22 protein-coding genes are annotated in these 24,025 nt (G+C 44.2%); 17 read left to right on the top strand and 5 right to left on the bottom strand.

From position 1 onward, the window contains the following. Positions 1-39 precede the first annotated feature (39 nt). The gene (locus P2W76_RS12630) at positions 40-903 is read right to left on the bottom strand and encodes an N-acetylglucosamine kinase (RefSeq protein WP_276348189.1); all 864 of its coding nucleotides are present in this window, start codon (positions 901-903) and stop codon (positions 40-42) included. A gap of 225 nt (positions 904-1,128) precedes the next feature. Here P2W76_RS12630 and P2W76_RS12625 point away from each other — a divergent pair, with 225 nt between their 5' ends. Beyond that, the gene (locus P2W76_RS12625) at positions 1,129-2,910 is read left to right on the top strand and encodes a glycoside hydrolase family 15 protein (RefSeq protein ID WP_276348188.1); all 1,782 of its coding nucleotides are present in this window, start codon (positions 1,129-1,131) and stop codon (positions 2,908-2,910) included. Here P2W76_RS12625 and P2W76_RS12620 read toward each other — a convergent pair. Continuing rightward, entirely contained in the window at positions 2,897-5,131 is a 2,235-nt protein-coding gene (locus P2W76_RS12620) for a bifunctional alpha,alpha-trehalose-phosphate synthase (UDP-forming)/trehalose-phosphatase (protein ID WP_276348187.1), read from the bottom strand. The genes P2W76_RS12625 and P2W76_RS12620 overlap by 14 nt on opposite strands. A gap of 195 nt (positions 5,132-5,326) precedes the next feature. Here P2W76_RS12620 and P2W76_RS12615 point away from each other — a divergent pair, with 195 nt between their 5' ends. From P2W76_RS12615 to P2W76_RS12600, 4 genes are all read left to right on the top strand, one after another. Continuing rightward, entirely contained in the window at positions 5,327-6,361 is a 1,035-nt protein-coding gene (locus tag P2W76_RS12615; protein ID WP_276348186.1) for a GntG family PLP-dependent aldolase, read from the top strand. Between the two features lie 47 nt (positions 6,362-6,408). Further along, positions 6,409-7,893: an acetyl-CoA carboxylase biotin carboxylase subunit gene (accC, locus tag P2W76_RS12610; protein ID WP_276348185.1), complete on the top strand. Its 1,485-nt coding sequence runs from the start codon at positions 6,409-6,411 to the stop codon at positions 7,891-7,893. Between the two features lie 9 nt (positions 7,894-7,902). Next, positions 7,903-8,487, top strand: coding sequence for a riboflavin synthase (locus P2W76_RS12605; protein WP_276348184.1), 585 nt, complete (start codon positions 7,903-7,905; stop codon positions 8,485-8,487). A gap of 71 nt (positions 8,488-8,558) precedes the next feature. Then, positions 8,559-8,855 carry a hypothetical protein gene (locus tag P2W76_RS12600; RefSeq protein WP_276348183.1) on the top strand — a complete coding sequence of 99 codons (297 nt, stop codon included), beginning with the start codon at positions 8,559-8,561 and terminating at the stop codon, positions 8,853-8,855. Positions 8,856-9,070: 215 nt separating this feature from the next. On the opposite strand, the gene hscA is transcribed toward P2W76_RS12600, so the two are convergent. The 3 genes from hscA to P2W76_RS12585 form a co-directional block, all read right to left on the bottom strand. Beyond that, on the bottom strand, positions 9,071-10,921 hold the full coding sequence (hscA, locus tag P2W76_RS12595) for a Fe-S protein assembly chaperone HscA (protein WP_276348182.1): 1,851 nt from the start codon (positions 10,919-10,921) through the stop codon (positions 9,071-9,073). Between the two features lie 166 nt (positions 10,922-11,087). Beyond that, complete coding sequence (locus P2W76_RS12590; RefSeq protein ID WP_276348181.1) at positions 11,088-12,422, bottom strand: dihydroorotase; 1,335 nt, start codon at positions 12,420-12,422, stop codon at positions 11,088-11,090. Between the two features lie 54 nt (positions 12,423-12,476). Next, on the bottom strand, positions 12,477-13,076 hold the full coding sequence (locus tag P2W76_RS12585) for a TetR/AcrR family transcriptional regulator (protein WP_276348180.1): 600 nt from the start codon (positions 13,074-13,076) through the stop codon (positions 12,477-12,479). A 311-nt stretch (positions 13,077-13,387) separates the two neighbouring features. On the opposite strand from P2W76_RS12585, the gene P2W76_RS12580 reads away from it, so the two are divergent. The 12 genes from P2W76_RS12580 to P2W76_RS12525 all read left to right on the top strand — a co-directional run bounded on the left by P2W76_RS12580 (position 13,388) and on the right by P2W76_RS12525 (position 24,013). Then, complete coding sequence (locus P2W76_RS12580; RefSeq protein WP_276348179.1) at positions 13,388-14,005, top strand: outer membrane beta-barrel protein; 618 nt, start codon at positions 13,388-13,390, stop codon at positions 14,003-14,005. Between the two features lie 125 nt (positions 14,006-14,130). Further along, positions 14,131-15,510: a DEAD/DEAH box helicase gene (locus tag P2W76_RS12575; RefSeq protein ID WP_276348178.1), complete on the top strand. Its 1,380-nt coding sequence runs from the start codon at positions 14,131-14,133 to the stop codon at positions 15,508-15,510. Then, a complete protein-coding gene (locus P2W76_RS12570) occupies positions 15,511-15,771 on the top strand; it encodes a hypothetical protein (RefSeq protein ID WP_276348177.1) in 261 nt (86 codons plus the stop codon). Positions 15,772-15,834: 63 nt separating this feature from the next. Further along, complete coding sequence (gene gldC, locus P2W76_RS12565; protein ID WP_276348176.1) at positions 15,835-16,194, top strand: gliding motility protein GldC; 360 nt, start codon at positions 15,835-15,837, stop codon at positions 16,192-16,194. An 8-nt stretch (positions 16,195-16,202) separates the two neighbouring features. Next, entirely contained in the window at positions 16,203-16,637 is a 435-nt protein-coding gene (locus P2W76_RS12560) for a hypothetical protein (RefSeq protein WP_276348175.1), read from the top strand. A gap of 14 nt (positions 16,638-16,651) precedes the next feature. Continuing rightward, positions 16,652-17,314 carry a heme exporter protein CcmB gene (locus P2W76_RS12555; RefSeq protein WP_276348174.1) on the top strand — a complete coding sequence of 221 codons (663 nt, stop codon included), beginning with the start codon at positions 16,652-16,654 and terminating at the stop codon, positions 17,312-17,314. Between the two features lie 69 nt (positions 17,315-17,383). Continuing rightward, complete coding sequence (ccsA, locus tag P2W76_RS12550) at positions 17,384-18,040, top strand: cytochrome c biogenesis protein CcsA (RefSeq protein ID WP_276348173.1); 657 nt, start codon at positions 17,384-17,386, stop codon at positions 18,038-18,040. A gap of 116 nt (positions 18,041-18,156) precedes the next feature. Then, complete coding sequence (locus P2W76_RS12545; RefSeq protein ID WP_276348172.1) at positions 18,157-18,372, top strand: CcmD family protein; 216 nt, start codon at positions 18,157-18,159, stop codon at positions 18,370-18,372. A 145-nt stretch (positions 18,373-18,517) separates the two neighbouring features. Then, positions 18,518-19,954 carry a Glu/Leu/Phe/Val dehydrogenase gene (locus P2W76_RS12540; protein WP_276348171.1) on the top strand — a complete coding sequence of 479 codons (1,437 nt, stop codon included), beginning with the start codon at positions 18,518-18,520 and terminating at the stop codon, positions 19,952-19,954. A 402-nt stretch (positions 19,955-20,356) separates the two neighbouring features. Further along, positions 20,357-20,767, top strand: a complete 411-nt coding sequence (locus P2W76_RS12535) for a cytochrome c maturation protein CcmE (RefSeq protein WP_276348170.1) — start codon at positions 20,357-20,359, stop codon at positions 20,765-20,767. A gap of 7 nt (positions 20,768-20,774) precedes the next feature. Continuing rightward, positions 20,775-23,240, top strand: coding sequence for a cytochrome c biogenesis protein CcsA (gene ccsA, locus P2W76_RS12530; protein WP_276348169.1), 2,466 nt, complete (start codon positions 20,775-20,777; stop codon positions 23,238-23,240). Further along, the gene (locus tag P2W76_RS12525) at positions 23,237-24,013 is read left to right on the top strand and encodes a Rossmann-like and DUF2520 domain-containing protein (RefSeq protein WP_276348168.1); all 777 of its coding nucleotides are present in this window, start codon (positions 23,237-23,239) and stop codon (positions 24,011-24,013) included. The genes ccsA (P2W76_RS12530) and P2W76_RS12525 overlap by 4 nt, the downstream gene beginning before the upstream one ends. The last annotated feature ends 12 nt before the right edge of the window (positions 24,014-24,025 follow it).

The raw sequence follows: 24,025 nt of genomic DNA, 5'->3' as shown, positions 1-24,025 counted from the left end.
ACTTAGGCAGTAATTCCCGGCCATGTAAATGGATACTAACTACGCCCTCTTCCTCGGTGCCAGCTCAACATGATATCGAACAAGGTCATCTATTGGTGAACGGATGATCTTTCCAACTTTCATTCCATATTCTATTGCAGTTTCTTCAAGCACATTCCTGAAATTGTATCCTACAGAGCCGATACAATTGAATGTATAATCTTTATAATTAGGATAATGGCTTACAAGATTTTCGAAGAAGTCGACAAAGGATGTTTTTACAATGGCCCTTGAGTATTCAGCGTGAACATTATTATCATAAACGAACTTTGCGAAGCTGGCGCAAAAGCGGTTAGCCAGAGGTTGGGTATACACGCGATCGGTTACTTCGTCAACAGTAAGCTTATAAGTCTCCCAAAAACGCTGCCTCACTACTTCGGGCATATAGCCACGAAGATAGTCGGTCAACAGTTTTTTGCCAATATAGCAGCCGCTGCCTTCATCACCCAGGATATATGCCGCGGAATCAATATTATGTACAATATCTTTTCCGTTGTATACTCCGGTATTCGTACCCGTTCCAAGAATGGCTGCGAAGCCTGTCTCTAAACCTAAGAGCGCCCTGGCCGCTGCCAAAAGATCATGACCTATATGTATGCTTGCGTTTTTAAAAACGGCTTTCATCGCATCGGCGACTATTTTTACCTTGTCTTCGGTTGAACAACCGGCGCCGTAATAGTTAACCTCAGTTACTTCGTCGAGCTCAAGGTCTGACGGAAGATCTTTTTTAAGTGAATCTGTAATGTACTTTGTACTTACAAAATATGGATTATAACCTTCTGTATTAAAGTATATTTTTTGACCAGCTTTATTCAATAAACACCAATTGGTCTTGGTAGACCCTCCATCTGCAATAATGATCATACGTTCGTTTCCTTATAAAAAGCTAAATGTATGAATTTATACTAAAGTTAAAAAAACCGCAAAATAAAATTCTGTGCGCGATTCAGGGGTCTATGTGGGTTTCCGTGCAGTGGAAGGCTGATTTCTGACAACCCGGTAAGTTTTAGAAAACTTTTTGGCGGTATTTGGTGTAATACTTGTTTATATTTCGAACGAACGATCCCATCCTGAGAGCAGATACTTTTTATGAAGAACCACCTCTATCAAACCGGTCTTATAGGAAATTGTGCATATCTCGCACATATACATAAAAATACAAATGTTGAATGGCTGTGCTGGCCGCGTTTCGATAGCTCGTTTATTTTCGGCGGGTTAATGGATAGAGAGAAGGGAGGAGAATTTTCGATCCTGCCTGAGGGCGATTACCAGTCGGAACAATACTACCTGGAAAATACGAATGTGCTTTGTACAGTGATCACTTCTACGGAAGGTGTTTATAGGATCACGGATTTTGCACCGCGTTTCAACCAGTTTGAACGGTATTTCAAGCCGTTAATGCTTGTCAGGAAGATCGAAGTGCTGGAGGGAACGCCGAGGGTCAAGGTTGTTTGCAAACCGGTATACGATTACGGATTAAAAACCCTTTCCCGGCAGCGGGGGAGCAGCCATATAGAGTACTTCGGAACTGAGGAAAAAGTACGGCTTACCACCAATATACCTATTAACTATATAATTGATGAGCAGTATAGCGTATTAAGCGAAACCAAATATCTTGTGCTGACCTATGGTAAACCGCTCGAAGCCCCTTTAGCGAATACCTCAGAGCAATTTTTACGGGAAACGGTGGCTTACTGGCGGCTTTGGATCAAGCATTCATCAATTGCGGCTTTCTTTCAAAAGAATGTTATCCGGTCTGCTTTGGTCTTGAAGATCCATCAATATGAAGATACTGGTGCCATCATCGCTGCAAGTACGACCAGTCTTTCTGAATTTCCGGGCAGCGGACGTAATTGGGATTACCGGTATTGTTGGCTACGGGATACATATTATGTAATTTCTTCATTAAGCCATATCGGGCATTTCGAAGAAATGGAACGCTATTTTAATTATGTATCGGATATCTCTTTTTCGGAGAAAGGCCGTTTTCAGCCCCTTTATGGAATTACAGGTGAGAAGCATCTTTATGAAAATATATTAGACCATCTGGAGGGATACATGGGAAATAAGCCTGTCAGGGTTGGCAACCAGGCTTATGAGCATATCCAAAACGATATTTATGGGCAGGTTTTGATTTCTCTGCTGCCACTGTATGTTGATCACCGTTTTGTTTTTTCGGAGCGTAAGGATTCTGCACGATGGATTGATTATCTGCTTACAAAAGTGGAGCTGACCATCGATGAGAAAGACGCGGGAATATGGGAATTCAGGAATATTGCCAATACGCACTGCTACAGCAATCTTTTCCAATGGGCAGGTTGCTCTGCTGCCGAAAAAATGGCGCGGGCAATTGGCGACGAGAAGCTGATGCAAAGAGCGATAGCCCTGAAAGAACGTGCTGCTGTTCATATTGAGAATTGCTACGACCCGGTACGGAAGGTGTATGCACATGCGGTTGATAGCCCGCACCTGGACGCCAGCACACTCCAACTCATTATGATGAATTACCTGGATCCGGCCTCAGATCGTGCTAAAGATCACCTGATAGCCCTTGAGAAGGAGCTGAAGACTCCTAATGGATTATTTTACAGGTATCTTCATTCAGACGACTTCGGAAAGCCTAAAACTACTTTTCTGATCTGTGCCTTCTGGTATGTGGAAGCATTAGCCTGCGTGGGAAGGATCGACGAGGCCGTTAAAGAGTTTGAGAACCTTTTGAAATACTCGAATCATTTATTGCTTTTCAGCGAAGATGTGGATGAGGAAACTGGCAGCCAGTGGGGTAACTTCCCACAGGCCTATAGTCATGTAGGCCTGATGAATGCTGCATACCGTATCGCCATCAAACTGGACAAGCCTATTTTTTTATAAGCGGCCTTTGTTTAAAAATACGTTCTGAAAACTCAATGACCGGCGCGTTAGCCAGGCGGCTCAGGAATTGCCTGACTTCAGTTGTATTACGCAAATAGTATCGTGCCGCGGACATCGTGCTGCCCACCTTAAATGTATAGGCAGTATCAGGTAAGGCCTTGAAAATATCTTCGTCAGTATGGTCGTCGCCTATGGCCATGATGAAATCGTAGTCTTGTTTGTATAGATGGTGAAGTGTTGCTTTCCCCTTATTCACTTCCATGTTTTTTACCTCTATGATTTTACTCCCGGGAAGTAATTGCAATCCGCGATCACGAGTAAGATATCCAAGATTGTTAACTAGTTCTGAGGCTCTTAACTCACCCAGGTCTTTCGGGACTTTGCGATAGTGCCAGACCAGTGAGAAGCTTTTTTCTTCGACAAATGCGCCCGGGGTACGGTCAGTGTAGGTGTTAAGGATGGGCATGATATCCTCTTTCCATTTATCGCTAAGCCCCCGCAGGCTTTTCCATTTCTTGCCGTATGCTTTCTGCCAAACTCCATGTTCTGCTATCATGTGGATGCCCGTATCACCAAACCATTCTTCCATTTTTTCATGATCGCGGCCGCTGATCAGCACTATCGTATTTGCTTTGTCGGCAACTAGCTCCATAAGTAATTTGTAGAGTGCCTCATCGGGCGACGCTTTATTGATATCAGCATTGAAGTTTACAAGGGTGCCATCATAGTCGAGGAATATGATCCGGCGGGAGGCCTCTGCGTAGATTCTCGTGATTGATTTACCGATGCTGGTATCGACATGCCTTGATTGCATAGACCGCTGGAGTTCTTTGACTTCCTGCAGCTTCTCCATATAGATCTTTACCCAATGAAAGATATTGAACCTTGACACGATGCTGCGCATCTGGCGCATCCGGAACTCCTGTTCTTCCTCGGGCATGTTCAGCGCCCTTACAATGGAACGGGTGATGTCGCCGATGTTATTGGGGTTTACTATTACAGCATCAATAAGTTCTTTTGAGGCACCGGCCATTTCACTTAGTACCAGCACACCCCTATTGGTGGTGCGGCTTGCAACATATTCTTTGGCAACAAGGTTCATTCCATCCCTCATGGGTGTTACAAGAGCTATATCAGCCATCGAGTACAGTGCAGAAATAGCTTCGATGGGGAACGAACGATAGAAATACAGGACGGGCGACCAATCCATCGTGCGATAGATTGAATTGATGTTCCCAACCTTCTTGTCGATGGCATCTCTCAGCTCCCTGTATTGGGGCACCATGTCCCGTGATGGCACCACGATCATATACAGTGCGATCTTGCCGATATATTCAGGGTGAAGTTCCATTAAAAGTTCAAATGCCTGCAGACGCTGTAAAATACCTTTGCTGTAATCAAGGCGGTCTACAGATAAGATGATCTTGTTTCCGTTGAAGGTGCTTTTGAGATGCTCCATCTGTTCACGAACCTCTTTCTCACGCGTGAGATCTGAGTACTTTTCAAAGTCAATCCCCATAGGAAATGCTTCGGCGACAACGGGGCGGTCGTCTACTGTCAGGATATTTGAAGAGGAGTTCAGAGGCAGGATCCGGGTGGCCGCGCTAAGAAAGTGCTGTACATCGTCATAAGTATGAAAACCCACCAGGTCAGCGCCTGTTATTCCTTCGAGCAACTCTGCCCTCCACGGGATCAGCCGGAACATTTCATAAGAAGGGAAGGGTATATGAAGAAAAAAGCCGATAGTAAGATCTGGCCTCTCCGCCCGTATCAGGCCGGGAAGCAACAGCAACTGGTAATCGTGGATCCAAATGGTGTCGCCCGGTTCAGCGGCGCTGAGGACCACGTCCCGGAATTTTTTATTAACGGATTGATAATAATCCCAGTTAGACTGCTGGTAGTTAGCATAAGTGGATGCGTAATAGTGAAACACCGGCCATAATATCTCATTGGAAAAGCCTTCGTAGTACTCAGTAATTTCTTTTTGAGTTAAGAAAACCGGCTGAAGCTTCATCGTTTTAAGGTTTTCGGTTACATCCGTCTGACGCGCTTCGTCCGAAACCTCAAGCCCCGGCCAGCCGATCCAGATATTCTCTCCGTTCTGGTAGATTGAGCCCAGGCCGGTCGCCAATCCCCCTTCGCTTGGAAAAAAAGTATATGAACCATTTTCTTCTGAAATTTTAACTGGTAGCCTGTTTGAAACGATAATTGTCTTTCCCATAATTGTATGAATAGTATCTGCTTGTATGAAATTTTGATGTGAACGAATGGAGGTTGGAATAAACCTGGAATGTTCGCTTCGCAACGGACATCGTATTATAACAAAAAATACCGGGAAAAGTTCGTTTCTGTCTTAAATAAGTGGTTGATGTTACATTTGCTCTTCGTGTTCTCTCTTTTCTTGCTATTTTTAACCATGGACCAAAAAAGACAAACCGTTGATCTCCGAAGTGATACGGTAACACGCCCGACTCCGGGTATGCTTGATGCGATGATGAGCGCAGAAGTTGGCGATGACGTTTTCGGTGATGATGAAACTGTGAAGGCTCTTGAGAAGAAAACAGCTGACATATTTGGCATGGAAGCCGGATTGTTTTGCCCCTCAGGTACCATGACAAACCAAATAGCGATCAAGTGCTTTACTAATCCTATGGATGAGGTTATCTGTGACGAAACCGCGCATGTTTACCGGTACGAAGGCGGCGGAATTGCGTTTAATTCATCGGCATCCGTGCGGCTGTTGTACGGCGACCGCGGGCGCCTGAGCCCAGATCTTATAGAGTCGCATATTAATCCGGATAATATCCATTATCCCAAAAGCAGCCTGGTGGTTCTTGAAAACACGGTGAACAGAGGTGGGGGAAGTTATTATACAACTGAAAAGATTGCACCGATTTATCATCTGTGCAGAATGAAAGGACTTTACTTACATCTTGATGGTGCGCGGATCTTTAACGCGCTTATTGAAACTAATGATGATCCGAAGGATTACGGGGATATGTTCGATGGTGTATCGGTTTGCCTCTCAAAGGGACTCGGGGCCCCGGTAGGATCGGTACTGCTTGCCAGTAAGGAAATTATTGCAAAGGCAACCAGGATACGCAAGGTATTGGGTGGGGGATGGCGGCAGGCAGGTTTCCTGGCGGCGGCCGGTATTTACGCACTTGATAATAACATTCAGCGCCTGAAAGAAGACCACGAACGTGCCAGGATCTTAGGCGATGCGGTGAAAAGCCTTCCGTATGTTAAAAATGTTATGCCGGTTGACACGAATATTGTCATATTTGAACTTGATTCACATCACAAGTCCGATGATTTTGTTGAGAAACTAAGCCATGCCGGCATTAAATGTAATACGTTTGGAAAACAGATGGTCCGCTTTGTAACACACCTTGACTTCGATGATTCAATGCTTGAATATACCGTTGAGGCTTTGAAAAAGATCCATTAATATGACTATCTGCCAATACTCACCTGTTAAAAGCCTTACATTTGTAAATGAAGAAAATCCTCGTTGCTAACCGCGGTGAAATTGCTCTACGTATTATGCGCTCGGCACGCGAGATGGGAATTAATACTGTTGCGGTTTATTCGGAGGCGGATCGCAATGCATTGCACGTGCGATATGCTGATGAAGCAGTTTGTATCGGACCTGCTGCATCTTCCCAATCCTACCTTCTGGGCGACAAGATCATTGACGCGTGCAAGCTTACCGGCGCCGAAGGAGTTCATCCGGGCTATGGTTTCCTTTCGGAGAACGCTGCTTTTGCACGGCAGGTTAAACAAGCCGGGTTAGTGCTGATCGGACCTTCCCCCGAAGCGATGGAGATCATGGGGAATAAGCTGTCTGCGAAAGCGGCGGCCCTGAAATTTAATATCCCTATGGTCCCGGGTACTGATGAAGCAATCAAAGATATTCCTTTAGCCCAGAAAAGGGCTGTTGAGATCGGCTTTCCCATACTTATAAAGGCAGCCGCTGGCGGGGGAGGAAAAGGAATGCGGATCGTTGAAAAGGCCGGTGATTTTATTGAGCAGATGAATCTTGCAGTCTCTGAAGCTACTTCAGCATTTGGAGATGGGTCGGTTTTTATAGAGCGTTACGTTTCATCGCCGCGCCACATCGAAATCCAGGTGATCGGTGACAGTCATGGAAATATAGTGCATCTCTTTGAACGTGATTGTTCTGTCCAAAGGCGCCATCAGAAAGTTGTTGAGGAAGCTCCATCGTCTGTACTAAGCCCCGAACTAAGGGAAAAGATGGGACGCAGCGCTGTGGATGCTGCGCGGGCTTGCAACTACACAGGTGCCGGAACCGTCGAATTTATCCTTGATGAAAATCTGGACTTCTTCTTTCTCGAAATGAACACCAGGCTGCAGGTTGAGCATCCTGTTACTGAAATGATCACGGGGATCGACCTGGTAAAAGAGCAGATCAGGATAGCAAGAGGAGAGAAACTAAGCTTCACACAGGAAGACATTGAAATCAACGGGCATGCGATTGAGGTGAGAGTGTATGCTGAAGATCCGGCTAATAACTTCCTTCCTGATATAGGCACACTCCAAACATATAAAACACCAAAGGGCCCCGGGGTACGGGTAGATGATGGTTTCGAACAAGGTATGGAAATTCCGATCTATTACGATCCTATGATCGCCAAGTTAATCACCCATGGAAAAGATCGCAGGGAGGCCATCGAGAGAATGATAAGGGCTATTGACGAATATACGATAACGGGGATTCAAACAACGCTGGGATTTGGCAAGTATGTTATGCAGCATCCGGCATTTGTATCAGGCGACTTCGATACTCATTTCGTAAGTAAATATTTTACGCCGGCGGCGCTGGTAAACGCGAATGAGGAAGAAGCCATGATCGCGGCTATTATCGCCGCAAACTTTTTGAAATCTCGGAGTAATCCTGCAGCTCCCTCAAATGATGTAGCCTCGAGCTCATCCTGGAAGAAAAATAGAACAGAATACTAATCTTATAAGATGTTTACCGGGATAATAGAAACCTTAGGCAAGCTTACGGACATAAAAGCTGAAAACGGCAATTTGCATTTTATTGTACGATCGGAAATTTCTAATGAATTGAAGGTTGACCAGTCAGTGTCCCACAATGGCGTATGCCTGACCGTTGTTGAGGTTATTGACGGCAGTCACAGGGTAACCGCAGTACAGGAAACGCTGCTTAAATCTAACCTCGGTAGTCTCAAGACTGGAGACCTGGTCAACATTGAACGCTGCATGCAAATGAATGGACGTCTTGACGGGCACATTGTACAGGGGCACGTAGATCAGATCGCTACTTGCACAGATGTAAAAGAACTTGCCGGCAGCTGGGAATATACATTCAGCTATGACCCTTCGGCAGGCAATGTCACAGTAGAAAAAGGCTCGATCTGCGTTAACGGAATAAGCCTTACGGTAGTAAACTCTAAAGCAAGCTCCTTTTCAGTTGCAATTATCCCATACACTTTTGAGCATACCAATATGCAGTATCTTAAAAAGGGCGATAGTGTTAACCTTGAATTTGATATCATCGGGAAATATGTCGCGAGGTTGATGAAGGGATGAGATTGAAGTCCTGTGTGTGACCAATCTGGCAACATAATTGCATTACTTATGTGAACCAAATTTGCAACACTATGGATAAGCTGAAAAAATTCGACTTAATGGAAAAGATCACGCATGAACTGGAAGATCTAAAAAATAGCCAGACTGCTATCGTGCAAAAGATCGGTAAAATAGAGATAGACAATTTCGATCTTGGTAATAAGACACTTGAGAAAGTTCTTCCTGAAATGCATCAGAACGTATCAGATAACCTGGATAAGATTGCCGAGATCCTCAGTAGTTTTGCAGAAGCGAAAGATGACTATGAAAAGAAAAATAATATTGAAGGGTTAAGAGAGCAGGAATCTATGCGTGAAGCCGGGCTTTAGAGTTATATGTTGTACGTTTTACGTTGTAAGTTGCAATACGCCTAAAGGTTATACGTTGTACGTTTTACGTTATAAGTTGGAAACGTACCGCACTAAGCGAAAAAAGCCGGGGAGTGGAACAATGTTCGGTCGCCGGCTCTTTTATTTTTGGACACAAAAGTCGTCTTTACCAGAAATTCACGTACAACTTATAACGTACAACTTATAACGTATAACTACTCCACCCGTCTGCCCTTCATCGCCGTACCGATGGCCACATTCATAAGCCGCTCTGCAAAAGGCCTGGTAAATTCATTCAGTTCGTCAATGCTTTTATGGATCAAGTCTTTATCGCCGGAAACTAAAGCAGCTTTTAAGGCATCTAAGAGTTTTTGAGTGTCCAGTGTTTCCTGTTCCGAAACCTGGTCTTTGTTCTTTTGAAGAAAACGTTCTACAGTGTAGACCATTTGTTCACCCTCGGTGCGTGATTCGATCAGCATTCTTCTACTGACGTCTTCTTTTGCATTTTGTATGCTATCGATGAGCATCTTTTCAACCTCCTCGTCAGTCAGGCCGTAGGTAGGTTTCACTTCAACTTTTTGTTTTACTCCTGAGCGCAGTTCAACAGCTTCTACAGTAAGAATGCCGTCGGCGTTCAGGCGGAAGTTTATGTCAACCTTTGGGAAACCTGCAGGCATTCCCGGGATACCTTTAAGGTCAAATTCAGCAAGTTTACGGTTCTCCTTCACAAGATCCCGCTCTCCCTGGTACACAGAGATCTTCATATTCGCCTGTCCGTCTATCGAGGTAGTGTATTGCCGGCCCGCTTTACTCGGTACTTTTGCGTTTCGTGGAATGATGACATCCATTAAGCCACCCATAGTTTCAATTCCAAGTGAAAGCGGAGTAACGTCCAGCAGTAAGATATCCTTCCGGTTACCAGCCAGAATATCCGACTGTATGGCGGCGCCCAGTGCAACCACCTCGTCAGGGTTGATCTTATCATGCACTTCCTGTGCGAAAAATTCTGACACCTTACGCTTCACGAGGGGAGTACGGGTCGAGCCTCCCACCATCACCACTTCCTGGATATCGCTGATATTCAGGTTTGCATCAGCAAGTGCATTCCTGCAGGATTGAATAGTTTGCTCAACTTTTGCAGAGATTAATTCTTCAAACTTCATCCTGGTTATTGCACAGGGAATTTCGCCGACGAAATCGTTAAAGAGATTTTGGGTAGTTAAGGCTTTTTTTGCTTCCTCAGCTTTCAGGCGCAGGGCCTGGCGAAGGGTATCATCGTTCATCCTGTTCTGAAGCTGATTTGCCTCAATCCAATAATTAACGATTGCCTGGTCGAAATCATCCCCGCCCAGGAAAGTATCACCATTTGTTGCAAGAACCTCAAATATGCCGTTCTGGATCTTCAGAACTGAGACGTCGAATGTTCCGCCGCCAAGGTCGTACACAGCTATGGTTTTTTCTTCTTCAGGATCCAGGCCGATACCGTAAGCCAGACTGGCGGCCGTCGGTTCGTTTACTATCCTTAACACATCGAGCCCGGCAAGTTTACCGGCGTCGCGGGTAGCTTGTCTCTGGCTGTCATTAAAATATGCAGGGACAGTAATCACAGCCCTGTTTACCGCGGTTTTCAAGGCGTGTTCGGCACGATCTTTCAATTCTTTCAGGACCATAGCTGACAGCTCGATAGGGGTATAGTACCTGCCTCCGGCATTGATCTTAACCATGCTTTCACTATCGTCGTCGATAATCTTGTATGAAAATAATTCGCTATGGGCTTTAATATCATCAAATGAACGCCCCAAAAGACGTTTCACAGAAAATATAGTATTCTGGGTATCAGTAATTAAATGCTCTTTCGCCTCATTGCCTACGATGACGCTGCCATCAGGCTGAAAGTGAACAACAGAAGGGACGAGCACTCCTTTTCCCGTATCATTAATTACCTGGGGATTCCCATCCGGATTAATAAAAGCAACCAGGCTGTTCGTGGTGCCAAGATCTATCCCAACAATAATTTCTTCTTTTTGAACCGAACCTGTAGCGAGATTGATTGATACTGTAGCCATATTAGGGGTAAAGGTACGTAGTTTACTGAAAATGGGAAGTAAGAGAGGGGATTTTAGAGGGTTTATTACGCGGGCATGAGAATTAGCAAATGCGGCCCCTCCGGGTCGACAGCACATCCAACAAGCATACTAATTACTAAACCTACTCATTTCCCCCATTTGCTAATTACCTGCTGAACATTAGCCTCTCCCCAACACCATTCTCAATTACTTTCCCATTTTCATAAGCTACCCGTCCTGAAACGATCGTTGTATGGATGGAAGAACTAAAGATCAGTCCATCAAAAGGGCTCCAGCCACATTTGGATAAGATGTTTTCTCTGGTTACCTCTGTAGGTCTGGACAAATCGACTAACACCAGATCTGCCCAAAATCCCTCGCGTATAAAACCTCTTTTTTCTATTTGGAAACAAATTGCAGGATGGTGTGCCATTTTTTCTGCGATCTTTTCAAGACTTATTTTACCCTGATCGTAAAACTGAAGCATGGCAATTAAAGCATGCTGCACTAGCGGACCGCCTGAAGGAGCTTTAATATAAGGCTGCGACTTTTCTTCCATCGTATGAGGCGCATGGTCAGTGGCTATAATATCAATTCGGCCATCCAGTACGGCATTGAAAATAGCCTCCCGGTCTTCGCCGGACTTTATGGCTGGGTTCCATTTGATCCAGTTACCTTTTTTATCATAGTCCTTATCAGAAAACCAGAGATGGTGTATGCATGCCTCTGCAGTTATTCGTTTTTCAGACAAGGGAATAGAGTTCTCAAATAAATGCGTTTCCAAAGCTGATGAGATATGCAGGATATGCAATCTTGTATTGTGTTTTTTGGCCAGTTCTATAGCAAACGAAGACGATTTATAACAGGCCTCGGCACTGCGGATCTGCGGATGCATCTCGGCCGTCAATTTATCACCATACAAAGCCTTGAAATTTGCGGTGTTTTCGCGTATCGTCGCTTCATCTTCACAATGCACAGCAACTAATATCGGGGCCTGGCTGAAGATCCCCTCGAGCGTCTTTTCATTATCTACCAGCATATTGCCAGTGGACGAGCCCATGAAAACTTTTATTCCGCACACGGTTTTTGGATCTGTTTTAAGGACCTCGTCTAGGTTATCATTGCCAGCACCCATGAAAAAGGAATAATTAGCTGCGGATGTTCTGGATGCAATTTCATATTTCCCGGCAAGTAATTCCTGTGTGAGCGTATTGGGAACCGTATTGGGCATTTCCATGAAGGATGTAATACCACCAGCTACTGCAGCCCTGCTTTCTGTAAAGATATCAGCCTTATGCGTTAAGCCTGGTTCACGGAAGTGCACCTGGTCGTCAATGCATCCGGGGAACAAGTGCAGACCCCGGCCGTCAATAACCTTATCAGCTTTTCTGTCAATCGTCCCGGCGATTTGTTCGATCAGCCCATTTTTAATATACACATCCGCAATGAAGGTCCGGTTTTCATTAACAAGGGTGGCAGAATGGATCAGGATAGAAGACATGATGAGTTTGGATTTTTACAAATTTGAGAAATTATTCGATAAGAAGCGGCAGGTTTACCGGCTTATGCCGAAGAGTATAAATTCAACTATCTTATCGATTGAACGTTTATCTGCAATAAGATCAGAGTTTGTACTTATCGAAAGCTCGAGGCCGCCAAATGCTGCGGCTGTCCAGCAGGAGAAAAATCCAATTTCATCTTTAGTCATGTCTCTGAATTCGCCGGCCTGAATGCCGCCCTTTACAATTTCCCTTATGATCTCAACCTGGGTTAATTCGAAATCTGCTTTAAGCTCGCAGATCTCTTTAAAGTTGTCAAAGATATCTTCGGAAACCACCTGCCCCAGATTGTGGGTCTTCTCCTTGAGATCCAGCCTGGTGAGCAGGAATGCTTTTAATTTGCCACTGGCACTAGTTTCGGCATTAATAGCAAAGCGAATGTCTTTCAATATCTTCTTTAGCTCGTAAAGTACAACGGCCCGAAACAGTTCTGTTTTGCCGGTGAAATAATAATATAAGGAACTCTTACCCTTGCCCACGGCCCTGGCAACATCATCCATCGTGGTCTTTTTCAGGCCGTTTTTTGTAAAAAGATCTCTGGCAGCTTCCAGGATCTCCCGGAGGGTTTTTTCGTCTTTTTGAATTGGAGCGCTCATTTCGACTAATTTTTCTATTTATTCTAAAATACAAATAAAAAATTGGAAAATGTAATTTCCTGTGGATTAAAGTTTTGCGTCTCATGAAAAAACAGCCAGGAGACGCTAATTCTTTAATTGCCTGCTAAAATGAGGTATTTGTCACAATTTGGTAATGTTTGTGTAACCTTAAAATAATATAGACAGTAGATCAAGGGGTTACGAAAGTCGATTTTAATTCGGCTTAAAATATTTTTGCAGACCATAATATTCGACTAATTTTGTGCTGTGGTCGAAAAAATAACGGCCCTTTAAATTTTAAACATACAATCATGAAAAAGTTAATTTTATCGTTAACAGCAGTAGTAGTACTTGCATTAAATGTAAATGCACAAACAGAAAAAGGAAAATGGATACTGGGTGGTACAGCTTCTTATGATTCACAAAAATCTGATGCAGACGGAGCAAAAGCAACTGAGACTTTGTCTTTAGTTCCTAACGTAGGTTATTTCGTTTCTGATAATTTCGCATTAGGAACTGGTGTTGGCTACAACTACGCCAAAGTAGGTACCGCGAGCCCTACAGGTTACAATGAAGCATTTGTAGTAAGTCCATTCGGTAGATACTACGTTGGATTAAGCGATCAGTTTAAATTCTTCGGTCAGGCAGCAGTGCCATTGGCATTCGGTACGGTTAAAGCTACTGATGCAAGTGGTGACACTGGCGCTAAAGTAGGTTCATCTACCGCTATCGGCGTAGCTGTTTCTCCAGGCTTTGCTTACTTCCCGACTAAAAAGATCGGTATTGAATTTGCATTCAGAGGTATTTCTTACAACAACTACCGTGTTGAGGATGCAAGTGGTAACGAATTACCGGGTGCAGGTTACGACAGGTTCTCAATTGGAACAAGTTTCTTTGCCCCGCAAATCGGAGTTCAGTTCCACTTCTAAGATCACCGACACTGATAATTAAAGAGAGGTGCACCGAAAGGTGTGCCTTTTTTTATGCGTCTGCAAAAAGCTGATAGCTGATAGCTGATAGCTCACAGCTCAAAGCTAAACCTTACCTTTGCCCTATGTCACAATCTTTTGAAGACTTTAAGCTTAACCGCCAGATCCTGAACGCGGTTTCGGATGCGGGTTATACCTTGCCCACACCCATTCAGGAAAAAGCGATCATGCCGATTCTATCAGGACAGGATATCATGGGCATTGCTCAAACGGGTACCGGAAAAACTGCCGCGTTCGTGCTGCCTATACTTATGAAGCTTAAATATGCCCAGGGAAACGATGCAAGGGCTTTGATCATAGTCCCGACCCGCGAACTTGCCATGCAGATCGAGGAGAATGTTCGCACATTCGCTAAATACACGGATCTTCGGACAGTAGTGCTATATGGTGGACTTGGTCCCAAGATTCAGATCGCTGAGTTGAAAAGGGGTGTCGATATTATTATTTCAACTCCTGGGAGGTTCCTGGATCTATATCTGGCCGGAAATATTAATACTCAATACCTGAAGTTCCTCGTTATGGACGAGGCCGATAAGATGATGGATATGGGATTTATAGGTTCTATTCACCGGATCCTGGAAGTTGTTCCCCGGAAGCGGCAGAACCTTTTATTCTCGGCCACAATGAGTGAATTGGTCCATAAAATTTCAGGCGACTTCCTGAAACATCCAACTGTTATAGAGGTGGCCGCTCAGGCTACACCTGCAGATACTGTTAGCCAGGTGCTGTATACCGTTCCAAACCTTAAAACTAAACTGAACCTGCTTCAGCATCTGCTTAAAGATACTGAGGATTTTAGCAGGCTTATCGTTTTTTGTAAGACGAAGACCGTGGCAGATAATATCTTCCGTTTCCTGGAGCGTCGTTACGGGGCTGAGCAGGTGAGGGTCATTCATGCAAATAAAGGGCAGAATACGAGGATAAATTCCATCAATGCCTTTAAAGAAGGAGATATCAGGATCCTCGTTGCTACAGACGTGGCATCACGGGGGCTGGACGTCAGCAATGTCAGTCATGTGATCAACTTCGATGTGCCTATAATCATTGAGGACTATGTTCACCGGATTGGCAGAACGGGCCGGGCACTTCAAACAGGCGACGCAATAACTTTTTGTAGTCCTTCCGAAGAATATTATGTGCAGAAAATAGAAAAGCTTATTCGCCAGCAAATCCCTCGTGCGGTAATCCCCGAAGGGGTATTTATAGACGAAACACCTTATGAGGAGCGGCAGGACATTGCGAGGGAAATCGATCTTCAGAAGCGACGGGATGATCCGGAATTTAAGGGAGCTTTTCACGAGAAAAAGGCAAAAAACACGAAGGGCACAAAAACTGCCGCAGCCGGCAATCCGAAAAAAATTAGAAATAATAAGCCAGGAGCAGCCAGAAAGAAGAAGGGCCCTAAATTCGATGCGGTACATAAAAAAGATAAAAAGAGAAAATAAATGAATTTGCGCTTAACACCGCTGAACATCGTTTCGTCTATTTTACTTGTCGCCATCGCTTATCTGTTGATTTTCCCCGACGATAATGGCTGGCGCCAGCTGGGGATCATTCCGCTCTTTGTTCTTTTTATATTGAGCTCAATATCAGACCTCATTTTCAGACGGCTCATAGGGAACCTTAAACGGATTTGGTTATTTGAACTCTTATTTCTCATCTTTGTCGTCATATTGATCTTATTGATCAGAACCCAGTTTGATTAAAACTTAAAATTTATAGTTAACTACGAGCAAGGCTCGCTTCTCGTTTCTCATATTCCGCATCGCATGAAAAAAGCCGAAATAAAACTGACCGTTGAACTTGACGATCAGAACGTACCTGAAAGTATTCTTTGGGAATCTACCGACTCTCAAAATAAAGAAGCACTGCCGGTTAAGTCCATGATGCTGGCATTATGGGATCACAACTATAAAAATTCCTTGCGTATCGACCTATGGACTAAAGATATGCCTGTTGATGAAATGAAGAGGTTTTTTTACGAAACACTTCAGACCATGGGTGATAGCTTCTTACGTGCAACCGGTGAAGAGGCGATTGTCGAAGATCTGCGGGATTATTGTGCCCACTTTGCCGAAAAGATGGAACTGACTGAAGGTAATAGCCCGCAATCAGCGTTGAAAGGCTAACTTGAATCATGACAGCAAAAAGCTATGCAAGCCTTTTGGGTGTAATACTCGTTCTTGTGGGGGGAATGTGCCCGATGCTGCGCGTCCCCATCATGGGAAACTGGAATTACTGGGATATAGACACGGTTCTGGCCAGTATCGTTTACACGCTGGCGGCTTTAGCCTTGCTTGCTGCCGTAACCGGTAAACAGGGTCTTCTCCGGTTCTCCGGGTGGTTTTTGCTTCTGACGTTAATATTTACATTGGCGGCAGTTTATTTTAAGGTCAACGATTATTTTAGCTTTATTCCTTTAAAGAAGTTAGCTGCGGCCGCCAGCCGGATGATTAAGTTCAAATGGCTGGGATGGGGCCTGATGTTCGCGGGTGCCTTCATAATAATCTTATTTTCAGGAAAGAATAAGGTCGCGATGACGACGGAAAAGACACCCGCCCCGGTCATATAACCAGATGTCGATTTATGAGCCTCTTTCACCAGATCAAATTCTTAATCCGCAAAGAACTTATGCTCGAATGGCGTTCACGGTATGCGCTGAATGGGATCTTGCTTTACGTAGTTTCAACGGTTTTTGTGTGCTATTTGTCGTTCCGTGAAATAAGCAATCCTCCTACCTGGAATGCGCTTTTTTGGATCATTATGCTTTTCGCCTCCGTAAATGCGATCACTAAAAGCTTTATCCAGGAGAGCCGGGGCAGGCAACTTTATTATTATACAATTACGGGTCCACAAGCTATAATCATCTCCAAGATCATTTATAACGTCCTCCTGATGCTGCTGCTTTCAGTTATTGCACTAGGTTTTTATTCGCTGGTTTTTAAGAACCCGGTGGGTGATCCGTTATTCTATATGCTTTCAGTCGTATTAGGGAGTATCAGCTTTGCTTCGGTCTTTACTATGATCTCTGGTATAGCATCTAAATCAGGCGCAGGCGGCTCATTAATGGCTATCCTAAGCTTTCCGCTGGTCATACCGTTATTGATCGTTTTGATCAAGTTGTCAAAAAATGCTCTCGACGGGCTGGATCGTTCGGTATCTTTAGATGAGATAGCTATTCTTCTCGCAATAAACGTTATCGTGATTACTACTTCGTTGTTGCTGTTCCCGTTTTTGTGGAGGGAGTGATTGGGTAGCTGAAAAATTTTATCGGCAAATAATCCATTTATCTTACATTTGCTGACCAATATTCTCATTATGAACAAAAGTTGGTGGAAAATTCTGGCCATTGTACTTGTACTTTTCTCAATAACCGGCGGACTGCTATTCCCCGTTCCGGCAAAACCCATACTTAACGAATCAATCAGGAACATCCATTTTCATGTACCGATGTGGTTTGCAATGATCGTCATGTTGCTGGTGTCTTTTATCTATAGTATAAAATACCTGAACAAGGGCGATGAGAACGATGACCTGATGGCGGTTGAAAGCGCGAACGTGGGGATAATTTTCGGTCTCCTGGGATTGGTTACCGGGATGGTATGGGCCAAATACACGTGGGGAGAGCCATGGAGCAATGACCCGAAGCAAAACAGCTCTGCTATAGCCCTGCTGATCTATATGGCTTACATGGTGCTTCGGAACTCGATGGAAGAAGAACAGAAAAGAGGTAAAATATCATCGGTATATAATGTTTTTGCTTTTCCGATAATGATAGTTTTACTGTTCGTATTGCCCCGCATGACAGATTCTTTGCATCCGGGTAACGGAGGTAATCCTGGTTTCAATACGAATGATATGGCCCCCGAACTGAGACCTGTGTTTTATCCGGCCTGCCTTGGATGGATACTTATCGCTTCATGGATAACAACGCTGAGGTATAGAATACGTAAGCAAGAAAATTTAATTAGTTGAAACCCGATAGTTATCGGGTGGAAAGTTGAGATGCTCTATCATTAAATTAGCCGCCCAGAGCTGATACCTCAGACCTGATACCTGACACCTCACACCTGATACCTAATACCATAATCATGAAAAAAATCCTCGTTACCTTCTGCTTTTTGATTTTAGCTTCCATCGCAACATTCGCCCAGGGATCTGGCGGAGTGGAGATGGCGACCGAGCTTCGCAGCTCCGGAAAGATCTATGTTGTGGTAGCTGTTCTGGCAACTATCTTCATCGGACTGGCATTCTATTTGTTCTTCATCGACAACAGGTTAAAAAAAATCGAGAAGCTGCAGAAGTAGAAAATCTCATTTTAAATTCCATCTGTTAAGTTTTTCGAATTGGTTTAAAAGATGTACTTGATACACTAAGTGATTTTCATTTTTGGTATCAATTTATTTCTTTCAACTTTGCATAAACCAATTATTAAATAAATTTATTTACAGTATGGCTAAGTCTATAGACGCAGCGCACTCCGACACATCGTTTTTCGGAGACGTATGCCAATTTTTCGATCACGCAGCGCAATTTACATCACATCCTGAGGGGCTGCTTGACCAGATCAGATCATGTAACAGTGTTTACCGCTTCCGTTTCCCGATACGCAGGGGAAATGGCTTTGAAGTAATTGATGCATGGCGTGTTGAGCACTCTCATCATAAATCGCCGACGAAAGGTGGGATTCGTTACAGCGAGATGGTGAACGAGGATGAAGTAATGGCGCTGGCCGCACTTATGACCTATAAGTGTGCTATTGTTAATGTGCCGTTCGGCGGTGCCAAGGGAGGGGTTAAGATCAATCCGAAAGAATACACGATAGCTGAACTGGAGAATATCACGCGCCGCTATACAGTTGAGCTTATCAAGAAAAACTTTATTGGTCCGGGGATCGACGTGCCGGCCCCTGACTATGGATCTGGTGAGCGTGAGATGAGTTGGATAGCTGATACTTACCAGACAATGAATCCTGGCCAATTAGATGCGCTGGGATGTGTAACGGGGAAGCCGCTTGCTCTTCATGGAATTGCCGGGCGTAAGGAAGCTACAGGCCGCGGTGTGGCCATCGCTATCCGTGAGTGTGTGGGCGTTGAGGAGGATATGAAGAAGCTTGGTCTGAGTGCAGGCTTATCAGGGAAGAGGGTTATTGTGCAGGGCCTGGGAAATGTCGGGTACTTTACGGTTAAATTCTTAATTGAGTTCGGGGCTACTATAGTAGGTATCTGCGAATTTGAGGGAGCGATCTATAGTTCCGAGGGTTTTGATCTCGACGAGGTATTCAATCACCGTAAAACGACAGGTTCTATCCTTGGCTTTTCAAAAGCACAGAAAGAGTTTAAAAACTCGGCCGAAGGCCTGGAGCAGGATTGTGACATCTTGGTTCCCGCGGCTTTAGAAAACCAGCTGACCGAACAGAATGTAGCTAATATTAAGGCTAAAATTATCGCTGAAGCAGCAAACGGGCCAACAACGCCAGCTGCGGCCGATGCGCTTATACAGAGAGGCTGTATACTGATCCCTGATATGTACTGTAATGCCGGCGGTGTAACGGTTTCATATTTCGAGTGGTTAAAGAATCTTTCTCACGTAGCTTTTGGCCGTATGGACAAGCGATACGAAGAGAACGCCAACCTGAACCTGGTGAATATGGTAGAGAAATCGACGGGTGTTACCCTGGATACTGCACAGCGCAGTATGATCATTAAAGGTGCCTCAGAACTGGAGCTTGTTAATTCAGGTCTGGAAGATACCATGATCCGGTCTTACCACGAGATCCGCGATATAAGGATGGAAAATTCGAGAATCGACAGCTTAAGGACTGCGGCTTTTGTTAGCTCTATCAATAAAGTGGCGGTGTCATACATGAATATGGGGATCTGGCCTTAGGGAGTTGTACGTTTTAAGTTATACGTTTTACGTCTGGGCGCCGGGTACAGCGTTTAGAAAACGTACAGCGTATAAATGAATATGGGAAACCGGCCTTAGGGAGTTGTACGTTTTAAGTTATACGTTTTACGTCTGGGCGCCGGGTACAGCGTTTAGAAAACGTACAGCGTATAAATGAATATGGGAAACCGGCCTTAGGGAGTTGTACGTTGTAAGTTATACGTTTTACGTCTGGGCGGCTAGCACAGCGTTTAGAAAACGTACAACGTATAACTTACAACGTGCAACTTATTTAGAACGATTCTAATATGGAAACAATATTGTTAGAATTGCTTCAAAAGTCTATCATTTAGTACTTTTGTGGTGGTAAATGCCGTTCAAAGGATTCTAACACAATTAATCATGAAGAAAAGCTCCATTGCAGGTTTGATCATTATAGCAATTGCTATTTGTGTGATCATAAGCACATATGCAGATTCGAGTACCTATGGGTCATTTAGTGATGCCCGCGAAACTGAGTCTGAGCTGCATGTTGTAGGCCAGCTTAACAAGGAAAAAGAACTTTTTTATAATCCCCAGCAGGACGCAAACTACTTCGCTTTTTATCTTAAGGATAATGAGGGTAAGGAGTGTAAAGTAGTTTTCGGTGGCTCCAAGCCACAAGATTTTGAGCGCTCAGAACAGATCGTGCTTACCGGGAAAATGGTTGGCAATGAGTTTCATGCTTCCAAGATCCTTATGAAATGCCCATCCAAATACACCAAAGACGAAGTAGAAGTTACTGAAGTATCTGCTACCACCGCAAAAATCTAAATCTTAAATGGACATACAATTCGTCGGAGAAAACCTTCTTCCTGGTAAGTTAGGTCAATTCTTCATTATTTTATCGTTCTGCTCGGCATTGCTGGCAACGGTCTGTTATTACTTTGCTACAGTTAGTTCACATGGGGATAGTTTTCAGAAGCAGACGGTAGCAGGCTGGCAAAAAATAGCCAGGGTAGCATTCAGCTTAAATATTCTTTCTGTTATTGGGATTGGGAGCTGCTTGTTCTATATTATCTATAACCATCTTTTTGAGTACCATTACGCCTGGGCACACTCGTCTAAAACTCTTCCTGTTTATTATATAATTTCTTCATTCTGGGAAGGACAGGAGGGGAGCTTCTGGCTTTGGACCTTCTGGCAGGGCTTACTGGGGATCATTATAGTCCTCCGGGGCAGAACCTGGGAAAACTCTGTAATGACCACTATTATGCTTTCCCAGGCTTTTATTGCCTCTATGTTAGTCGGGGTCGAGGTATTAGGAGAGCGGATCGGCAGCTCACCGTTTATCTTATTGAGAGATGCGGTTCCAGGGCCTATTTTCGCGCGTCCTGATTACCTGACGATGATCACAGACGGAAACGGGTTAAATCCACTCTTACAAAATTATTGGATGGTTATCCACCCACCAACGTTGTTCCTCGGATTCGCATCTATGGTCGTTCCTTTTGCTTATGCCATTGCGGGATTATGGGAAAAGCGGTATAGCGAGTGGGTTAAGCCTGCATTGCCATGGTCGCTTTTTGCGGTGATGATCCTTGGAACGGGAATCATCATGGGATCGTTCTGGGCTTATGAAGCACTTAACTTCGGTGGTTTCTGGGCATGGGACCCGGTTGAAAATGCGTCGATTATTCCATGGCTGACACTGATCGCGGGGGTACACGTATTAGTTGCCTATAAGAATTCAGGGCATTCTTATTTCACTGCCACATTCCTGGTGATGATTAGTTTCGTCCTTGTCCTATACGCTTCGTTTCTTACACGCAGCGGTATTCTAGGTGAAACTTCTGTTCATGCTTTCACCGATCTGGGGATGTTCTGGCACCTGGTTTCATATATACTGGTGTTTCTAATTTTGATGGTCGTTTTCCTGGTGATACGCTGGAAGGACATGCCTATCACTAAAAAGGATGAGGAAACATATTCACGGGAATTCTGGTTGTTTATTGGTGCACTGGTATTGTCAGTCGCTTGTATCCAGATTCTTGCCACCACATCAGTCCCTGTCTTCAATGCTGTTTTCGGTACCGAAATAGCGCCGCCTCCTAATGTAATCCAACATTACAACAAATGGCAGGTGCCGTTCGCTGTGGTGGTTGCTTTTATATCTGCTTTCTCCCAATATCTCAAATATAAAAGGACGGATGCGAAGAAATTCTATATCAGTATCGGGGTATCGCTCGTTTTAGCGGTGTTCATTACTGCAGCAGCTGTTTATATTACCAAAGTGTACACTAATTTTATGTACATCATTCTTACGTACGCAGCGGTATTCTCTATCCTGGCAAACGCCAAAATACTCGGTGACGCGTTTAAGGGCAAATGGAAACTCGCAGGATCAGCAGTAGCACATATCGGATTTGCATTTTTGCTTGTGGGCGCCCTGATCGCTGCAGCTACCAACAATGTTATCTCTGTTAACAATACCGGTATCGGTTTTGGCGATGAGTTTGCCAAAAGTAATAATCCCCGTGAGAATATTATTCTTTACCAGGATGAGCCCGTGAAGATGGACCGGTATACTGTAACTTACAAAGGAGATTCGACAGAAGGTGTAAATACCTATTACAAGATAAATTACCGGGTTATTGATACGGTAAGCGGTGAGATAAAGGAGAACTTTGACCTTTATCCGAATGCACAGCAGAACGTGAAAATGAGACAGATCATTGCTTCGCCGGATACCCGACACTACTTGTTCCACGACATTTATACGCACGTGAGCAGTGTGCCGCTTAAGGAAGAGGAGCACGAGGACCATGAAGGCCACTCTGATGACGAGAATTACGAGAAGCCTGTTAACCATGAGGTTAATGTTGGCGATACTGTTCGTTTTCGTGAAGGGTTTATCACTGTTAAGGCTATAAACCGCGATGCGAAAGTTCAGAATATACCTTTGTCTGATCAGGACATAGCTATAGGAATGCAGCTTGAAGTAAATTCAAAAGGTAAAACCTATGAGTCTGAACCCGTGTATCTGCTGAAAGACGGATCTAAATTCGACTTTGGTAAGAAGATTGATGAGGCTGGTTTGAAGCTTCGGTTTACTAACGTATTTCCCGATAAAGATAAACTGGAATTGATGGTTTATCAGAAGCCCAAAGTCGAGAGAAACTGGGTTGTGCTTAAAGCGATCGAGTTTCCTTATATTAATTTGTTCTGGGGAGGAACGATCATTATGGTTGTCGGATTTATACTTTCTATTTTCCGTAGAAACAAGGAGTTAAAACAGTCACGATGAATATCGTAATATTGGGGAGTGGCAATGTAGCCACCCACCTTGGGCGTGCCTTCAAAATGGCAGGCCAGAGCATTGTGCAGGTTTGGAGCCGTAATATCGATCATGCGAAAGAGCTTGCTGACACAATTGGCTCAGAAGCAGTTTCAGATATTGATGATCTGTATACATCTGCCGATCTTTATATAATTGCTGTTAGTGACGATGCCATCAGATCAGTGGCCCGCCAACTGAAGGTTGGAGATAAGCTTATCGTTCATACTTCAGGTTCGACCCCATTGGAAGCCTTGGATGGAGTTTCAGAACATACGGGTGTTTTCTATCCCCTGCAGACTTTCTCATCAAATAAGGCTGTCGACTTCCGTCAGATACCTATTGCTATTGAAGCTAATACTCCGGAGGATCTCGCTGTTATCAGATCAATAGCCGATCGCTTGTCTGAGAGGGTAAAGGAATTAAATTCATCACAGAGAAAGGCACTGCATGTGGCTGCTGTACTCGCATGTAACTTCACTAATCACTTATATGCACTTTCACAAGAGTTATTGGAGGCTAATAACTTAGATTTCGATCTTATCAGACCTCTCATAGCAGAGACAGCAGGTAAGATTAACCTGAATGAACCTAAAGCGGTTCAAACAGGGCCCGCCATAAGAAATGACAGGGGAATAATCAAATCCCATCTCGAAATGCTTAAGGATCAGCCTGACGTCTATGAGATCTATGAAAAGCTGAGTCAAAGCATAGTCAATTTACACAAGCGGTCACAGGGCTGAATTTAAATTGCT

The organism is Daejeonella sp. JGW-45, from assembly GCF_029360805.1.
Taxonomy (GTDB): domain Bacteria; phylum Bacteroidota; class Bacteroidia; order Sphingobacteriales; family Sphingobacteriaceae; genus Daejeonella.
This window is presented reverse-complemented; position numbering and strand designations above follow the sequence as displayed.

What these genes read in the sequence shown, in the direction of transcription:
- P2W76_RS12630 (WP_276348189.1), bottom strand. Translation starts at nt 903, where the DNA reads ATGATCATTATTGCAGATGGAGGGTCTACCAAGACCAATTGGTGTTTA.
- P2W76_RS12625 (WP_276348188.1), top strand. Translation starts at nt 1,129, where the DNA reads ATGAAGAACCACCTCTATCAAACCGGTCTTATAGGAAATTGTGCATAT.
- P2W76_RS12620 (WP_276348187.1), bottom strand. Translation starts at nt 5,131, where the DNA reads ATGGGAAAGACAATTATCGTTTCAAACAGGCTACCAGTTAAAATTTCA.
- P2W76_RS12615 (WP_276348186.1), top strand. Translation starts at nt 5,327, where the DNA reads ATGGACCAAAAAAGACAAACCGTTGATCTCCGAAGTGATACGGTAACA.
- accC (WP_276348185.1), top strand. Translation starts at nt 6,409, where the DNA reads ATGAAGAAAATCCTCGTTGCTAACCGCGGTGAAATTGCTCTACGTATT.
- P2W76_RS12605 (WP_276348184.1), top strand. Translation starts at nt 7,903, where the DNA reads ATGTTTACCGGGATAATAGAAACCTTAGGCAAGCTTACGGACATAAAA.
- P2W76_RS12600 (WP_276348183.1), top strand. Translation starts at nt 8,559, where the DNA reads ATGGATAAGCTGAAAAAATTCGACTTAATGGAAAAGATCACGCATGAA.
- hscA (WP_276348182.1), bottom strand. Translation starts at nt 10,921, where the DNA reads ATGGCTACAGTATCAATCAATCTCGCTACAGGTTCGGTTCAAAAAGAA.
- P2W76_RS12590 (WP_276348181.1), bottom strand. Translation starts at nt 12,422, where the DNA reads ATGTCTTCTATCCTGATCCATTCTGCCACCCTTGTTAATGAAAACCGG.
- P2W76_RS12585 (WP_276348180.1), bottom strand. Translation starts at nt 13,076, where the DNA reads ATGAGCGCTCCAATTCAAAAAGACGAAAAAACCCTCCGGGAGATCCTG.
- P2W76_RS12580 (WP_276348179.1), top strand. Translation starts at nt 13,388, where the DNA reads ATGAAAAAGTTAATTTTATCGTTAACAGCAGTAGTAGTACTTGCATTA.
- P2W76_RS12575 (WP_276348178.1), top strand. Translation starts at nt 14,131, where the DNA reads ATGTCACAATCTTTTGAAGACTTTAAGCTTAACCGCCAGATCCTGAAC.
- P2W76_RS12570 (WP_276348177.1), top strand. Translation starts at nt 15,511, where the DNA reads ATGAATTTGCGCTTAACACCGCTGAACATCGTTTCGTCTATTTTACTT.
- gldC (WP_276348176.1), top strand. Translation starts at nt 15,835, where the DNA reads ATGAAAAAAGCCGAAATAAAACTGACCGTTGAACTTGACGATCAGAAC.
- P2W76_RS12560 (WP_276348175.1), top strand. Translation starts at nt 16,203, where the DNA reads ATGACAGCAAAAAGCTATGCAAGCCTTTTGGGTGTAATACTCGTTCTT.
- P2W76_RS12555 (WP_276348174.1), top strand. Translation starts at nt 16,652, where the DNA reads ATGAGCCTCTTTCACCAGATCAAATTCTTAATCCGCAAAGAACTTATG.
- ccsA (WP_276348173.1), top strand. Translation starts at nt 17,384, where the DNA reads ATGAACAAAAGTTGGTGGAAAATTCTGGCCATTGTACTTGTACTTTTC.
- P2W76_RS12545 (WP_276348172.1), top strand. Translation starts at nt 18,157, where the DNA reads ATGAAAAAAATCCTCGTTACCTTCTGCTTTTTGATTTTAGCTTCCATC.
- P2W76_RS12540 (WP_276348171.1), top strand. Translation starts at nt 18,518, where the DNA reads ATGGCTAAGTCTATAGACGCAGCGCACTCCGACACATCGTTTTTCGGA.
- P2W76_RS12535 (WP_276348170.1), top strand. Translation starts at nt 20,357, where the DNA reads ATGAAGAAAAGCTCCATTGCAGGTTTGATCATTATAGCAATTGCTATT.
- ccsA (WP_276348169.1), top strand. Translation starts at nt 20,775, where the DNA reads ATGGACATACAATTCGTCGGAGAAAACCTTCTTCCTGGTAAGTTAGGT.
- P2W76_RS12525 (WP_276348168.1), top strand. Translation starts at nt 23,237, where the DNA reads ATGAATATCGTAATATTGGGGAGTGGCAATGTAGCCACCCACCTTGGG.